This is a genomic window from Aeromonas sp. DSM 116730 (assembly GCF_046581335.1).
In the GTDB taxonomy this organism is placed as follows: Bacteria; Pseudomonadota; Gammaproteobacteria; order Enterobacterales; family Aeromonadaceae; genus Aeromonas; species Aeromonas rivipollensis.
Genome location: NZ_CP144265.1, coordinates 1,985,817 through 2,000,293, shown reverse-complemented (window position 1 = coordinate 2,000,293; position 14,477 = coordinate 1,985,817). Strand labels below are relative to the sequence as shown.

Genomic DNA, 14,477 nt, shown 5'->3' with positions numbered 1-14,477 from the left:
GTCTCGCTTCTTTTTGGCAAGCGCTATGCATATACTCAGCCATTCTCGTACCGCACTCGCCTCCACAGAAGGCCCGATGACCATCCAAGAAAAGTATCGCCTGCACCTGAAATCCCTCTCGGATGAACTGCTCGCCCTGCAAAAACCCATTCGCATCCTGGATGCCATCAAATGGCCCCGCCACCTGCAGACCGAGTTTCTCGCCAAGGGCGGACGAGCGCTGCCCGCCATCGATGCCGACTTCTATCAGGCCCTCCCCCTCGATTTCGATCCCCGCAACAAATACCTGGAGCTCAAGGAGCTGAGGGACAGGATCCGCAGAAAGCTGGGGCCGCAGGATGATCTGGGCCGGATCCTGCAAGAGACGGTGGATCAGTACATGGTGGTGATCGAGATGCTGCGCCAGCGCGGGCAGCCGGACTTTCAGCGCTACAGCCAGTTGCTGTACGGCTCGGCGAGCGATCACCTGCGCGGGGATCGCAAGACTCTGAAAGAGCTGGGGGCCCGGCTGTGCGACATCTTCTCCCTGCCTGGCGCCCGCCATCTGGTGCGCCCCTACCCCAAGGAGTTCGAGGGGGAAGCGGCGGTGGCCAAACTGCAGGGCAAGCTGTCGAACTATTTCAGCGACGGCACGGTGCAAGTCAAGCTGAGCGATGGCATCGTCTCCGATGCCGCCGCCGGGGGGGATTACATCAAGCTGAGCTCCCACGCCCGCTTCTCCGAGCTGGACTTGCAGGTATTGGAGGTGCACGAGGGCTGGGTGCACGTCGGCACCACCCTCAACGGCCGCCAGCAATCCTATGCCACCTGGCTGGGTGCCGGCTCGCCGCGCATCACCGCCTGCCAGGAGGGGCTGGCTGTGCTCATTGAGACCCTCACCTTCAGCTCCTTTCCGGACAGGGCCAAGCGCATCTCGGATCGGGTGATGGCCATCGACATGGCGGAGCGCGGCGCCGACTTCATCGAGGTGTTCCGCCACTTCGTCGAGAAGGGGGCCAGCGAGCACGATGCCTACAAGATCACCCAGCGGGTGTTTAGGGGCGGCATGGTCGAGGGAGGCGCCTGCTTCACCAAGGATCTCTCCTACGTGAGAGGCTATGTGGAGACGGTCAACTTCATCCGCAGCGCCGTGCTGGAAGGGGTGCCGGAGATCCTGCCCATGCTGTTCGTCGGCAAGGTGACCCTGGACGACATCCCTGTGCTCTATCAGCACTATCTGGAGGGGCTCATCGATGCGCCCCGCTACCTGCCCCCCATGTTTCGCGATCTAACCGGTCTCTATGTCTGGTTCGGCTTCGCTTCCGGCATGTCGCTCATCGACATCGGCCGGGTACAGCAGCATTTTCGCCAGCTGTTCCACCGCCTGCCGGTGGCCGACCCCATCATAGCGCCGGTGGACATAGAGATAGACTGAGCCCTTCGTCGACAAAAAAGGGCGCCCGTGAGGCGCCCTTCTTCATGCTGTGGCTTACTTGTAAGCCCGCCCTTCCAGATAGTGCTTGCGGCAGAGCGACACATAGCGGTCGTTGCCCCCTATCTCCACCTGCTCGCCGTCACGCATTACCAACCCGGCTTCGTTCACCCGGGAGTTCATGTGTGCCTTGTTGCCACACCAGCAGATGCTCTTGAGCTCCTCGAACTTGTCGGCCAGACAGAGCAGGTGGTAGGAGCCGGGGAACAGCTCGCCGCGAAAATCTGTCTTGAGGCCGTAGGCCATGACCGGGATCTTGAGCTCATCGACGATACGGGCCAGCTGATACACCTGCTCGCGGGTCAGGAACTGCGCCTCGTCGACGATGAACACATCGATCTTCTTCTCGCCGTGGCGCGCCTTGACCATCTCGAACAGATCGCAGCTGTCACTGAACACTTCCACTTTCAGCTCCAGACCCACTCTGGCGCGGATCACCCCGACCCCGAAGCGGTCGTCGATGACCGGCGTCATGGCCAGCGGATTCATACCGCGCTCCAGATAGTTGAAATGCGCCTGGATGAGCTGGGTCGACTTGCCCGAGTTCATGGTGGCAAATTTGTAGTGCAGTGAAGCCATGGTACTGTTCCGAAACTGAATTTATGGGGCGCATGCTAACCAAAGCCCCTGCCAAAACCAAGGGGCCCGTGGGCCCCTTGTTTTATTTATGCGACCGCCAGGTCTCGCTGGAGCCGCGCTTTACGCAAATGGTAACCGGAGAAGATGATGAACCAGAGCCCGCTGACGGTGAAACCCGCCAGCACAGAGTGCATCATCCCCATCACTAGGTAACCGAGGGCGGCACCGAAGGCGATGGCGAGCGCATAGGGCAGCTGGGTCATCACGTGATCGATGTGATGGCAGCCGGCGCCTGTGGCCGACAGTATGCTGGTGCTGGAGATGGGCGAGCTGTGATCACCGAACACAGAGCCCGCCAGCACGGCGGCCAGCATCGGCAGCATCAGGCTGATGTCGCTGGCGGCCGCCATGTCACCGGCCAGCGGCAGCATGATGCCGAAGGTGCCCCAGCTGGTCCCCGTGGCAAAGGCCATGGCGCAGGAGAGGATGAAGACCACAGCCGGCAACACTTCGATCGGCAGGTTGCCGTTGGCCATGGAGGCCAGGTACTTGCCGGTCTCCACGTCGCGCACCACGGCGCCTATGGTCCAGGCGAACAGCAGTATGTTGATGGCGGGCAGCATGGCCATGATCCCCTGGGGGGCCGCCTTCATCCAGTTCTTGGCACCCAGCTTGAGGCGCATGGCCAGACCGATGGAGACCACCAGGCTGCACAGGGCGCCATAGACCAGGGAGGAGCCGACGTTGGTGTTCTCGAACGAGCCGAGCACGCTGAACGACAGGCCTTTGCCGGCCAGCACGGCGGCGCCGGAATCTATCATGAAGTAGACGGTCGCCAGGGTCAGGGTCAGGATCGGCAGCACCATGTCGATCATGCCGCCATTGCTCTCCTCCGGAGACTCCATGTCCAGGCCGATGGGACGGCCCTTGGACTCATCCCACAGCTTGCCTTCCAGCGCCCACTGCTCGTGTTGACGCATGGAGCCGATGTCGAGCTGGAAGGCAATCACCACCAGCACCATGATCAGGGTGAAGACCGCATAGAGGTTCATCGGGATCATCTCGACGAAGGCGGAGATGGGGCTCTGATCGGTCAGGCCATGGGCCGCCATTATGCCGCCCACCAGAGCGATGATGTAAGCGCCCCAGGAGGAGATGGGCATCAGCACGCAGACCGGCGCCGCGGTGGAGTCCAGCAGATAGGCCAGCTTGGCACGGGAGATCTGGAAGCGATCGGTGACCGGACGGCAGATGGCCCCCACCGACAGGCTGTGGAAGAAGTCATCGATGAAGAAGGCGAAGACCATCATGCCGGTGAGGGCCTTGGCCCCCTTGCGGGTCTTGGCGCGGCGCGCCGCCCACTCGGCGAAGGCCCGGGTCGCCCCGGAGACGCTCATCAGGCTGATGAGGCCCCCCAGCAGCAACATGAACAGGATCATGTTGACGTTGTCCCGGTTGATCGCACCGTCGACCCAGAAGATCTTGAGCACAGTGTTCAGCATGTAATGCAGGGAATCGAGGGGGGAGAACTGGTTGAGCAGCAGACTGCCGGCCACAATACCCACCCCCAGCGACACCAGGACGCGGCGGGTGATGATCGCAAGGGCGACGGCCAACAAGGGGGGAACGACGGACCAACCGGAGTCGGCGTAATGAACGATGTCCATGATCTCTTTGCACCTAAAGACAACAGGTGGAGATCTACCGAGAGGATCAAAGAAACAAAACCCAGGGCGGGCATACTCCTCAGCCCCTTCAGGTAGCGCTCCATAGTGGATGACTATGGCAGTCCTGCACCTGTTCGATGCAGAACCAGCAACCCGGTATGATGGCCTGGTCACTTCGGCGCCGACTCCTTTCATCGAGCATCGCAGGCATCACCCTCCGCTCGGTTACTCATAGGCAGCGCGCCTCTACTTAAAGGTATTCGCGGCACATTTTATCGAGCCACCGGGTGATAGCAAGTTTTTTGATTAAATTTCAAGGCTTGTGTGGCGAAAAGTGGAAAAATGGTAGTCAAATGGTTCATAAAATACGATATGGTCGATATTTTCATCTACTCAGCACTCATTCGGAAATGAACTCGCCGCAAAGAGAATAAACCGGCCGTCGTGAATAATTGCCAGACTTTATTTATCTACCTAATTAATTATTTTGGCAGACTTGACTTGATGCCAAATCCCCCTATAAATTATCGAAAAACCAGCCCTTCCCATTAATATTTCTGCTCGCGTGGTAGCCAATATGAACGAATTTTTGAAAATTCTGCTGAATATCCGTAGTCTGCGCGCAGCCTGCCGCGATTTGTCCCTGGAGCAACTGGAAGAGGGACTGCAGAAATTGTCCGAGGTGGTCGCCGAGCGCCAGCAGGATGAATCTGCCGAACGCCAGGCCCGTGAAGAACATCAGAAGAAAATTGCCGAATACGCCGAAATGTTGAAAGCCGCGGGGATAGATCCTGCTGAATTGGTGGGCACAGTTGCCACCGAAAGCACCAAGGCCAGCAAAGGCAAACGCGCTCCCCGCCCCGCCAAATATCGTTATCTGGACAATGGCGTGGAAAAAACCTGGACCGGCCAGGGCCGCATGCCCTCCACCATTGCCAAGGCAGTGGCCGAAGGCAAATCCGTGGAAGACTTTGCCATCTGATCTGAAGCACAGTCCCGCCCAATAAAAAACCTCGCCATGCGAGGTTTTTTATTGTGTCAGTGCCGGGCGTTTCAGCGCCTGTCTGCCGCCTTGACCCAGAGCACTTCCGGGGTGCCGGCAGAGACCAGCAAGTATCTGGCCACCGTGAAAAACCAGTCACTTAGCCGATTCAGATAGGGCAGGATAGCCGGGTTCACCTGCTCTTCCCGGCTCAGGCCAAGCAGCAGCCGCTCGCAGCGACGGGTCAGGGTGCGCACCACATGGGCCTGCGCCGCCGCCCGTGATCCGCTCGGCAGAATGAAATTGCGCAATACCGGCAACTGGGCGCTGTAGGCGTCAATCTGTTGCTCCAACCGCGCCGTCCAGGCCTCATTGACCTGCCACAGGGAAGCATTTTGCGCCTCGCTGGAAAACGCCAGCTCCCCGCCCAAATCAAACAGCTCTTGCTGCAGCAATATGAGTTCAGCCAATAATGCCAGCTCATTCTCGGGTATTTCGGCCATCAGCAGACCTATCTGGGAATTGAGCTCGTCAATGGCGCCATAGGTCTCGACCCGCCTGTCATCTTTTGCAAGGGAGGAGCCATCAGCCAGCCGCGTGAGGCCCTTGTCCCCTTGCCGGGTATATATTCTCATTCTGACATCCTGTTAATAATGGGAATAATCATGGATTCGAGTCCATTGAGTTTTATCTCGTACGCCAGTGCCAGGGTTTGGCCCAATGCGCCAGCCGGAAAACCGCTGCGCGCCATCCATACTAGATAGGGCTCTGGAATATCTATGATGCGTCGCCCCTGATATTTACCGTAGGGCATCTTGCCCGCCAGGGTGAGCAATACCCGCTCATCGGAGAGTCTGTCCATATCAATCGATATTCAGATATTTATGGGTCTGGATGGAGAGCCGCCAATTACGGGCGATGCAGGTCGCCATGGCCAGTTCGGTGGCCCTGGGCTTCTGGCTGATGGGCTGCAATGCTATCACCACGTCGGGACGCAGGCTGGCTGTCGCCAGCAGGGCATCGAGCTCCTCGATATGGCGCTCGGTGGCCACCGGATGCTTGATCTCGTTGGCCCGCTCCAAAGCCGACACCAGCACAGGCAGGCCCCCCTTCATGCCAATCTTGGGGGAGACTGTGACCCAGGTCTGCGCGTGGGTCAGGATCTCGCTGGTACCACTGGTTTCGATCTGCACCTGATATCCCGCCGCCAGCAGGGCCGACGAGAGTTCGTGCAGATCGTAGAGACAGGGCTCGCCACCGGTCAACACCACATGGCGCGCCCGGTAACCCAGGGTCTCGAAGCTCCCCAGGATCTCCTCCGTGCTCATCTTGCTCCAGCCATCGGACTCGTTGGATCGGTCGAGCACCTCGCGGCTGCCCACCTCACGGGCAGGATCCACCACCCAGGTATGGCGGGTATCGCACCAGGGGCAGCCCACCGGGCAGCCTTGCAGGCGAACGAAGATGGCGGGCACGCCGGTGAAGACGCCCTCCCCCTGGATGGTCTGGAAGATCTCGTTGATTGGGTAGTGCATCTCGGTCACGGCTTGCTGCAAAAGGCGCGGATTATACCCCAAACCCGGGAAAGAGGCAGGATCACAATCCGGTTTTCTCGCGCAAGCTGGCCATGATGCCCACCTTGTCGCCCAGATAGCGCTGCAGGCCGCGGCTGCGCAGCTCGCAGGCGGGGCAAGTGCCGCAGCCATCCCCCTGGATACCGTTGTAGCAGGTGAGGGTCTGCTGGCGCACCGTCTCGAGGTGGCCATAGTGATCCGCCAGCGCCCAGGTTTCCGCCTTGTCGAGCCACATCAAGGGGGTCTCGAAGCGAATGGCGCGATCCAGCCCCAGCGACACAGCCTGATTGAGGGCCTTGACGAAGTCGTCGCGGCAATCGGGATAACCGGAGAAGTCGGTCTCGCACACCCCGGTGATCAGGGTGTCGGCACCGACCTGATAGGCATAGATGGCCGCCAGGGTCAGAAACAGTATGTTGCGACCCGGCACGAAGGTGTTGGGCAGGCCGTTGTCCTGCAGCTCACCGCTGACCGGGATGTCATCCCGGGTCAGGGCCGAGACGGCCAGCTCACCCAGCATGGTCACATCCATCACCTTGTGGGCGGCAATCCCGAGCTGCCCTGCCAGACGGCGAGCAGTCTCGATCTCTTCCCGATGACGCTGGCCATAGTCGAAGGTGATGGCGTGCACTTCATCATAGAGGGCCAGGGCCTGCACCAGGCAGGTGGTACTGTCCTGACCACCACTGAATACCACGACGGCTTTTTTCACGTTCATCACTCCTGTTTGCAATTCAGATTCAAGCGCGGCGACCTTGGGCAAAGTCATGCCACTGCCGGTTCAACTGGGTAAAGAGGTTCATCAGCGGGGCGAAGCGCTCGGGATCCCCTTCCCACTGGGATAACAGATGGTAGCCCGCCTCCAGGGTCGACAGCGCCTCGGGAAACGGCTTCTTGCGAATGGAATATTGCCCCGCCATGGTGCCGAGCGTGATCCTCGGCAATCCCTGCAGGGCCGGGTTGCTATGCAACATGCGATAGGCCTTGCGCCAGGTGCCATCGAGCAGGATAAAGTGCACCTCTTTGGCGTGCTCACGGCCCTCGCGCACCTGTGCCAGGGTCAGGGCCTCTTCGTCAGGCCACAGCAGATAGCACTGCACCTTGGGGTCGGCGAGCAGGGCATTGAGCCAGTCGGCATCGGCGAAGCTCTCCCCCACGTGAATGTAGGCATGGCTGAGGGAGGCGGCCAGCAGGGCGGCCGTGCCCTTGGGGTGAGCGACCTCGCCGGGATGCTGCAGGATATGGAGCGGTGCGAAGTGAGTCACCTGCTGGATATATTCACACAGGCAGGCTTTGAGGGCTCGGGTACAGCGTGTACAGTATCGGCTCTCTCTGTCGTTGGGTTGTTTCATGTTGTCAGAAAAATCGGGTCTGCTCTGGGTCATCACGCTTTCGCTCGTCACTGCCTTGCTCTTCTTCACCGTACCTAACCACCTGCTCTCCTTCGATCGCGACCTGATCGCCCAGGGCGAAGGGTGGCGCATCATAACAGGCAATCTGGCCCACACCAACGGATGGCACCTGCTGCTCAACCTCAGCGGGCTTGCGGTGCTCTACAGCCTGTTTCGCGAATACCTGACGGGCTGGCGCCTGCCCGTGCTGCTTCTGCTGCTGGGGACGGCCGTCGGACTCGGGATCTGGTGGTGGTGCCCGCAGACCCAATGGTACATGGGGCTCTCCGGCTTGCTGCACGGCCTGTTCGTGTGGGGAGCCATGCAGGATATCCGCTATCGTCGCCATTCGGGCTGGCTCATGCTGCTTGGCATCGTCATCAAGCTCGGGCTGGATTTTTACAGTGCGGGAGAGAGCCCTGTCTCTGCCCTCATTGGCGCCAGGGTGCACATAGAGTCGCACCTCATCGGCTCGGCCGCCGGCCTGCTGCTCGGCCTCTTCCCCATCGGCCTGGGTGTGCAGACCGTCAAGTCCTGATCCCTCTCGGATAAGGGCTGCCACTCATTCGCAGCAGCGCTTAACGACCCATCAAAACGCAACAGGCCGGATCTGCAATCCGGCCTGTGGTCATCAAGGGGTCGATCCCTTATCGGCAGAGCTCGGCGTTGATAGCCCCCAGCACGGCGGCCGGATCCGCCGCCTGGGTAATGGGTCGCCCTATCACCAGGTAGTCGGCCCCCGCCTCCACCGCCGCCAGCGGCGTCATGACCCGGCGTTGATCCCCGGCCGCCGATCCGCTCGGGCGAATGCCCGGGGTCACCAGCTTGAAGTCGGTGCCGAGCAAGGCTTTCAACGCACTGGCTTCCTCGGCGGAGCAGACCACACCGTCCAGCCCTGCCGTCTTGGCGAGGGTGGCCAGCCGGATCACCTGCTCGGCCGGGCTCACATCCAGACCCAGGGGGGCCATATCGGACTGCTCCATGCTGGTCAGCACTGTCACCCCGATAAGCCAAGGCGCCTTGTCACCATAGGGCAGCAGCGCCTCCCTGGCAGCGCGCATCATGCGTTCTCCCCCGCTGGCATGGACGTTGACCATCCAGACCCCGAGCTCGGCACTCGCCGCCACGGCCTTGGCAACCGTATTGGGAATGTCGTGAAACTTCAGATCCAGGAACACCTCGAAGCCCTTGGCCACCAGCTGGCGCACGAACTGGGGGCCAAACAGGGTAAACATCTCCTTGCCCACCTTGAGGCGGCACTCGGCCGGAGAGATCTGTTCAATGAAGGCGAAGGCATCGGCTTCGTGCTGATAATCCAGCGCGACCAGTACTTTGGGGTCTTGCATGTCACTTCCTATGGGTTGTTATGCCACATCCAGACTCGACACGGCCGGCGAGCCGGTCGCAGTCTGGCATCTTGCTCACTTGGGTTTGCACCAGGTTCGGCTTGCCGCCCCCGCTCGAGATGCGCGGGGACGGACTTTTGGTCACTAAGGGCTATTCACCATCCAGACCACGGATAGGCTTGATGGAGCCCCACTGCCGGCAGGAGGGACACTGCCAGAACAGGGAATGGGTGGCAAAGCCGCACTGGCGGCACTTGTGGGTCGATTTTATCTTGATCTGCTCGCCGACCAGCTGCTGCAGCAGCTCCAGACTCTCCTTGGCGGGCCCCTCCTCGGCGCTGGCCAGCTGGAAGCCCACCAACTGGTAAAACCCCTTCATGGAGGGGTGGCGCCGCAGCTGACGCAGCACCAGGGCGCGGGCCTGGCTCAGGCCGTCGCGCGCCTCCACCAGATTGGCCAGGGCCAGGGTTACGCTGACACCGGCATGATCCTCCACCGCCTTCTCCAGCAGCGGGATCAGCTCCTGGGTGCGGCCAAGCTGCTGATAGCAATCGAGCAGCCTGGGCATGGCCTCGGAGGCAAAATCCATGTCCTGCTCGAACACCCGCAGCAGATCCTTGCTGGCCTCCTCGTACTTGCCCTCTTCCATCGACAGATCGGCCAGTCGCAGGCTGGCCCGAGCGCAGGCAGGGTGGGCTGCGAGCGCCCGCTTGAACTTGGCGATCCCCGCCCCCTTGTCACCGTCGCGCAAGGCGCTCTCCGCCTGCTCGCAATAGAAATGGGAGATGGGCTCCGCCAGCTTCTTGCCCTGGAATTTCTGCAGGCGAATGGCGACCTCGATGGCCTTGTCCCAGTCACGCAGCTGTTGATGGATGATGAGCAACTGCGCCAGCGCCGTCTCTTCAAAGTCGCTGTCTTCGCACAGCTCCTTCCAGAGCGCTTCGGCTCGATCCAGCAGGCCGGCAGCCAGGAAATCCCGGGCCAGCTCCTGCAGCGCGAGCTGACGCTGCTCCCGGGTCAGCTGGCGGGCGACCAGGTTCTGGTGGATCTTGATGGCGCGATCGACCTCGCCCCGCTGACGAAACAGGTTGCCGAGGGAGAGATGGGTTTCGATGGTTTCGCTGTCGACTTCCAGCAGCTGGATGAAGAGATCCACCGCCTTGTCCGACTCGTCAGACAGCAAATAGTTGAGGCCCGCCACGTACTGGCGGGAAAACTGGTTACTCTGTTGCTGGGTGTCCTGGCGAACACTCCTGCGTCCCATGTACCAGCCATAACCGGCGGCAATCGGCAACAGCAGGAAAAGCAGTTCAAGCATCGAGGGACATTATTCCTTGGCTGGCGACCGGGCTAGCTCCAACTCACGGGATTGACGACGCATGGTGCGACTGAGGGTGCGGTTTTGCAGTTTCAAGCGCAGGAAGAGCAGACCGAACACCAGCCAGCCCAACAGGAAGCCACCGGCAAAGAAGAACCCCAGCAGCATGGAGAGGGAGAACTCCCCCTGGGCGATGAGATAGTTGAACTGCACCAGCTGGCCATTTTGCGAGCCGATGGCGAGGGTCAGTACAAACACCAGCACCAATGGGATGAGGGCCAAGATACGCTTCATAAGATCTCCCTGTCTGTAGCTAATGAGAGACTGATTATCCTTAAAATCACAGGCAGACTCTAGAGCGAATGGGAAAAGACTGCGAGAAACCTGACAAATCACATATCTAAAGACGTAAAAATAAAAAAGGCATACCCAGGTATGCCATTTTCTGCATTATTCGATGATGTTCACGCGTTCGCGCAACTCTTTACCAGGCTTGAAATGCGGGACATATTTCCCGGTTAGTTCAACCTTGTCCCCAGTCTTGGGGTTGCGACCCACGCGGGGCGCACGATAGTGCAGTGAGAAACTTCCAAATCCTCGGATTTCAATCCGGTCGCCGTTTTGCAAGGTCGATGCCATCTGCTCAAGGATCTCCTTGATGGCGGCTTCGACATCTTTGGCCGGCATATGCATGCGGCTGGCAGCCAATTGTTCGATGAGATCTGATTTGGTCATAAGGTTAAATCTCCTTCCCCGATCACATGCAATTTCATTATGCCAAGATAAAAAAGGGCGGCGTGAAGCCGCCCTTTTCTTGCATCAAGGATTACTCACCCTTGGCGGCTTTGAACGCTTCCATCATGGCATTGCTGAACACAACTTCTTCTTGTTGGTTCAGGCTGTCGATGGCAACACGCTCGTCAGCCTCGTCCTTGGCACGGACAGACAGGCTTACGGTACGGTTCTTGCGATCAACACCCATGAATTTGGCTTCAACTTCGTCACCGACAGACAGCACCAGAGTGGCGTCTTCTACACGGTCACGAGCAGCGTCGGAAGCACGCAGGTAGCCTTCCACGCCGTCAGCCAGTTCGATCACGGCACCCTTGGCGTCAACCTCGGTAACCTTACCCTTCACGATAGCACCTTTCTTGTTGTCAGACAGGTACTTGTTGAAGGGGTCTTCTTCGATCTGCTTGACACCCAGAGAGATGCGCTCGCGCTCCGGGTCCACTTGCAGAACAACGGCTTCGATTTCGTCGCCCTTCTTGAATTCACGTACTGCTTCTTCGCCCTGGTTGTTCCAGGAGATGTCAGACAGGTGAACCAGGCCGTCGATGCCGCCGTCCAGACCGATGAAGATACCGAAGTCAGTGATGGACTTGATCTTGCCGGAAACACGGTCGCCCTTGGCGTGAGTTTCGGCAAACAGCTGCCACGGGTTGGACTTGCACTGCTTCAGACCCAGGGAGATACGACGACGCTCTTCGTCGATGTCCAGAACCATCACGTCAACCACGTCGCCAACGTTAACAACCTTGGACGGGTGGATGTTCTTGTTGGTCCAATCCATCTCGGATACGTGTACCAGGCCTTCAACGCCTTCTTCGATTTCAACGAAGCAGCCGTAGTCGGTCAGGTTGGTCACGCGGCCAGACAGACGGGTGGTCTCCGGGTAACGCTTGGCGATAGCAACCCAGGGATCTTCGCCCAGCTGCTTCAGACCCAGGGATACACGGGTACGCTCGCGGTCGAACTTCAGAACCTTGACTGCGATCTCGTCGCCAACGTTGACGATTTCGGAAGGATGCTTAACACGCTTCCACGCCATGTCGGTGATGTGCAGCAGGCCGTCAACACCGCCCAGATCTACGAATGCACCGTAGTCGGTCAGGTTCTTGACGATACCCTTAACTTCTTGACCTTCTTGCAGGTTGGCCAGCAGGCTTTCGCGCTCGGAGGTGTTCTCGGTTTCGATCACGGCACGACGGGAAACGACAACGTTGTTGCGCTTCTGGTCCAGCTTGATGACCTTGAACTCGAGTTCTTTGTTTTCCAGGTGAGCGGTGTCACGGATCGGACGCACGTCAACCAGAGAACCCGGCAGGAAGGCACGGATGCCGTTCAGCTCAACGGTGAAACCACCCTTGACCTTGCCGTTGATGATACCGATAACGGTAGCTTGCTCTTCGTATGCCTTCTCAAGCTGCAGCCAGGCTTCGTGGCGCTTGGCTTTTTCGCGGGACAGCTTGGTTTCGCCGAAACCATCTTCGATAGAGTCCAGAGCCACGTCAACGGTGTCGCCTACGTTGATTTCCAGTTCGCCCAGGGCGTTCTTGAACTCTTCAGCAGGAATGGCAGACTCGGATTTCAGACCGGCGTCAACCAGTACAAAACCGTTCTCGATAGCAACGACGGTACCCTTGACGATGGAACCTTGACGGGTTTCAACGGCGTTCAGGGACTCTTCAAAGAGTTGAGCAAAAGATTCGATCATTGTTTGTGTCACAAATGAAACATCCACTCGCAATCCGGCACAAGCGGGGTTGTTTTAAATTATCTGCGCCATCCATGGTGCAGACGACTGACATCAGCTGGTGCTGACATCACCAAGTTGTTGCTCCGCATAGGCGAGCACCGTTGCCAGTACGTCATCTATGGTCATAGACGTTGAGTCTACCACAAGAGCATCTTCCGCGGGTTTCAGGGGGGCAACGGCGCGATTTCTGTCGCGATCGTCACGTTCCCGAATCTCGGTTAAAAGACGCTCAAAGTTAACATCAAAGCCCTTATCTTGCAACTGCTTATAGCGGCGCTGCGCCCGCTCTTCCGCGCTGGCATCGAGGAAGATCTTCACTTCGGCCTCGGGGAAAACCACAGTCCCCATATCACGACCATCGGCAATGAGACCCGGCAACTGGCGGAAGGCACGCTGGCGGCGCAGCAGCGCCTCGCGCACGCGGGGGAAGACGGCGACCTTGCTGGCGGCATCGCTCACTTCCTGGGAGCGGATGGTACGGGAGACATCCTCCCCTTCCAGCACCACCTTGACCTGTCCGCCGTCGACCTGGAACTGCACGTCCAGATTGGCGGCCAGGGGCACCAGCGCGGCTTCGGCGTCGAGCTCCACATCGTGGTGCAAGGCCGCCAGCGCCAGCACCCGGTAGATGGCACCGGAGTCGAGCAGGTGCCAACCCAGCTTCTCTGCCAACAGCTGGCACAGGGTGCCCTTACCGGCGCCACTCGGGCCATCAATTGTCATCACGGGGGCCATCTGAGGCATAACTTTTCTCCTGCGCACTCGGCATGTTGACTGGTTGCACACATCCCTGGCGGGATGGGGTAATGGGCGCCGATTATACCCGAATGCACCGGCGCTGGCAGTTGTCAGGGCGCACAATTGCGCAAAAGTCGTCGCGATTGCGCCTATTATGACCAATCCGGTAAACCATCCCTCCTGCAAGGTTTTGTTCTTATGGTTGTTATGGACAAGGCGCGCTAAACTGGCCGCCTTTTTTAAGCAGTTGTAGTCAGGAGCAACCCTATGAGCAGCATTAGCCTGGTGGCTAAATCCAAGTTGCCAACCCCCTGGGGCACCTTCACGCTAGTTGGCTTTCAGGAAACCGGTACAGGCAAGGATCACGCCGCACTGGTGATGGGCGATATCGCGGACGGTGAGCCCGTACTGGGCCGAATTCATTCCGAGTGTCTGACCGGGGACGCCCTGTTCAGTCTGCGTTGCGACTGCGGCTTCCAGCTACAGGCCGCCATGGAGAAGATCGCCAAGGCCGGTCGCGGCGTCTTGCTGTATGTCCGCCAGGAAGGTCGTGGCATAGGCCTGCTCAACAAGATCCGTGCCTATCATCTGCAGGATCAGGGCGCCGACACCGTCGAGGCCAACGTGGCACTGGGCTTTGCCGCCGACATGCGCGATTACACCATCTGTGCCGATATGCTGAAGGCCTTGGAGGTCAAGAGCCTGCGCCTGATGACCAACAACCCGCGCAAGCTGAAGGCGATGGAATCCTTTGGCATTCCGGTGGCCGAGCGCGTCCCCCTGCAGGAGGGTCGCAATCCACACAACGAGTTCTATCTCTCCACCAAGGCGAGCAAGCTGGATCACCTGTTCAAGAAGTGATGGCTCGCAGC

17 protein-coding genes and 1 riboswitch are annotated in these 14,477 nt (G+C 59.3%); of the genes, 4 read left to right on the top strand and 13 right to left on the bottom strand.

Features of this window, described 5'->3' with window-relative positions; translation table 11 throughout:
- Positions 1 to 76: 76 nt before the first annotated feature.
- Positions 77 to 1,414 carry a flavohemoglobin expression-modulating QEGLA motif protein gene (locus Aeroheme_RS09165; protein ID WP_163137843.1) on the top strand — a complete coding sequence of 446 codons (1,338 nt, stop codon included), beginning with the start codon at positions 77 to 79 and terminating at the stop codon, positions 1,412 to 1,414.
- Positions 1,415 to 1,468: 54 nt separating this feature from the next.
- Here Aeroheme_RS09165 and Aeroheme_RS09160 read toward each other — a convergent pair whose 3' ends face one another.
- Together Aeroheme_RS09160 and Aeroheme_RS09155 are read right to left on the bottom strand one after the other, a co-directional pair.
- Complete coding sequence (locus Aeroheme_RS09160; protein ID WP_106886613.1) at positions 1,469 to 2,050, bottom strand: thymidine kinase; 582 nt, start codon at positions 2,048 to 2,050, stop codon at positions 1,469 to 1,471.
- A gap of 86 nt (positions 2,051 to 2,136) precedes the next feature.
- Complete coding sequence (locus Aeroheme_RS09155; protein ID WP_163137841.1) at positions 2,137 to 3,717, bottom strand: Na+/H+ antiporter NhaC family protein; 1,581 nt, start codon at positions 3,715 to 3,717, stop codon at positions 2,137 to 2,139.
- A gap of 85 nt (positions 3,718 to 3,802) precedes the next feature.
- Positions 3,803 to 3,974: riboswitch (Lysine riboswitch) on the bottom strand.
- A 320-nt stretch (positions 3,975 to 4,294) separates the two neighbouring features.
- Here Aeroheme_RS09155 and Aeroheme_RS09150 point away from each other — a divergent pair.
- The gene (locus Aeroheme_RS09150; protein ID WP_163137840.1) at positions 4,295 to 4,699 is read left to right on the top strand and encodes an H-NS family nucleoid-associated regulatory protein; all 405 of its coding nucleotides are present in this window, start codon (positions 4,295 to 4,297) and stop codon (positions 4,697 to 4,699) included.
- A 71-nt stretch (positions 4,700 to 4,770) separates the two neighbouring features.
- On the opposite strand, the gene Aeroheme_RS09145 is transcribed toward Aeroheme_RS09150, so the two are convergent.
- The 5 genes from Aeroheme_RS09145 to Aeroheme_RS09125 all read right to left on the bottom strand — a co-directional run bounded on the left by Aeroheme_RS09145 (position 4,771) and on the right by Aeroheme_RS09125 (position 7,658).
- A complete protein-coding gene (locus Aeroheme_RS09145) occupies positions 4,771 to 5,334 on the bottom strand; it encodes a cob(I)yrinic acid a,c-diamide adenosyltransferase (RefSeq protein WP_411167129.1) in 564 nt (187 codons plus the stop codon).
- Entirely contained in the window at positions 5,331 to 5,561 is a 231-nt protein-coding gene (locus Aeroheme_RS09140) for a DUF3820 family protein (protein WP_005327834.1), read from the bottom strand. Before Aeroheme_RS09140 ends, Aeroheme_RS09145 begins: the two co-directional genes overlap by 4 nt.
- A 1-nt stretch (position 5,562) precedes the next feature.
- Positions 5,563 to 6,234 carry a 7-carboxy-7-deazaguanine synthase QueE gene (gene queE, locus Aeroheme_RS09135; RefSeq protein ID WP_262110641.1) on the bottom strand — a complete coding sequence of 224 codons (672 nt, stop codon included), beginning with the start codon at positions 6,232 to 6,234 and terminating at the stop codon, positions 5,563 to 5,565.
- Between the two features lie 61 nt (positions 6,235 to 6,295).
- On the bottom strand, positions 6,296 to 6,985 hold the full coding sequence (gene queC, locus Aeroheme_RS09130) for a 7-cyano-7-deazaguanine synthase QueC (RefSeq protein ID WP_163157272.1): 690 nt from the start codon (positions 6,983 to 6,985) through the stop codon (positions 6,296 to 6,298).
- A gap of 28 nt (positions 6,986 to 7,013) precedes the next feature.
- A complete protein-coding gene (locus tag Aeroheme_RS09125) occupies positions 7,014 to 7,658 on the bottom strand; it encodes a tRNA-uridine aminocarboxypropyltransferase (protein WP_411167128.1) in 645 nt (214 codons plus the stop codon).
- Here Aeroheme_RS09125 and rrtA point away from each other — a divergent pair.
- Positions 7,624 to 8,202, top strand: coding sequence for a rhombosortase (gene rrtA, locus Aeroheme_RS09120; RefSeq protein ID WP_234571099.1), 579 nt, complete (start codon positions 7,624 to 7,626; stop codon positions 8,200 to 8,202). The genes Aeroheme_RS09125 and rrtA overlap by 35 nt on opposite strands.
- A gap of 109 nt (positions 8,203 to 8,311) precedes the next feature.
- Here the strand turns inward: rrtA and pyrF are convergent, their stop codons facing one another.
- The 6 genes from pyrF to cmk all read right to left on the bottom strand — a co-directional run bounded on the left by pyrF (position 8,312) and on the right by cmk (position 13,611).
- On the bottom strand, positions 8,312 to 9,010 hold the full coding sequence (gene pyrF / locus Aeroheme_RS09115; RefSeq protein ID WP_163157268.1) for an orotidine-5'-phosphate decarboxylase: 699 nt from the start codon (positions 9,008 to 9,010) through the stop codon (positions 8,312 to 8,314).
- Positions 9,011 to 9,161: 151 nt separating this feature from the next.
- Positions 9,162 to 10,328, bottom strand: coding sequence for a lipopolysaccharide assembly protein LapB (lapB, locus tag Aeroheme_RS09110; protein ID WP_106886608.1), 1,167 nt, complete (start codon positions 10,326 to 10,328; stop codon positions 9,162 to 9,164).
- Positions 10,329 to 10,337: 9 nt separating this feature from the next.
- On the bottom strand, positions 10,338 to 10,622 hold the full coding sequence (locus tag Aeroheme_RS09105) for a LapA family protein (protein ID WP_005327818.1): 285 nt from the start codon (positions 10,620 to 10,622) through the stop codon (positions 10,338 to 10,340).
- Between the two features lie 156 nt (positions 10,623 to 10,778).
- A complete protein-coding gene (gene ihfB / locus Aeroheme_RS09100) occupies positions 10,779 to 11,063 on the bottom strand; it encodes an integration host factor subunit beta (RefSeq protein WP_005299934.1) in 285 nt (94 codons plus the stop codon).
- A gap of 91 nt (positions 11,064 to 11,154) precedes the next feature.
- Positions 11,155 to 12,825, bottom strand: coding sequence for a 30S ribosomal protein S1 (gene rpsA, locus Aeroheme_RS09095; RefSeq protein ID WP_005327816.1), 1,671 nt, complete (start codon positions 12,823 to 12,825; stop codon positions 11,155 to 11,157).
- 93 nt (positions 12,826 to 12,918) lie between these two features.
- Positions 12,919 to 13,611 carry a (d)CMP kinase gene (gene cmk / locus Aeroheme_RS09090; protein WP_042649706.1) on the bottom strand — a complete coding sequence of 231 codons (693 nt, stop codon included), beginning with the start codon at positions 13,609 to 13,611 and terminating at the stop codon, positions 12,919 to 12,921.
- 261 nt (positions 13,612 to 13,872) lie between these two features.
- Here cmk and ribA point away from each other — a divergent pair, with 261 nt between their 5' ends.
- Positions 13,873 to 14,466, top strand: coding sequence for a GTP cyclohydrolase II (gene ribA / locus Aeroheme_RS09085; RefSeq protein ID WP_411167127.1), 594 nt, complete (start codon positions 13,873 to 13,875; stop codon positions 14,464 to 14,466).
- Positions 14,467 to 14,477: the final 11 nt, after the last annotated feature.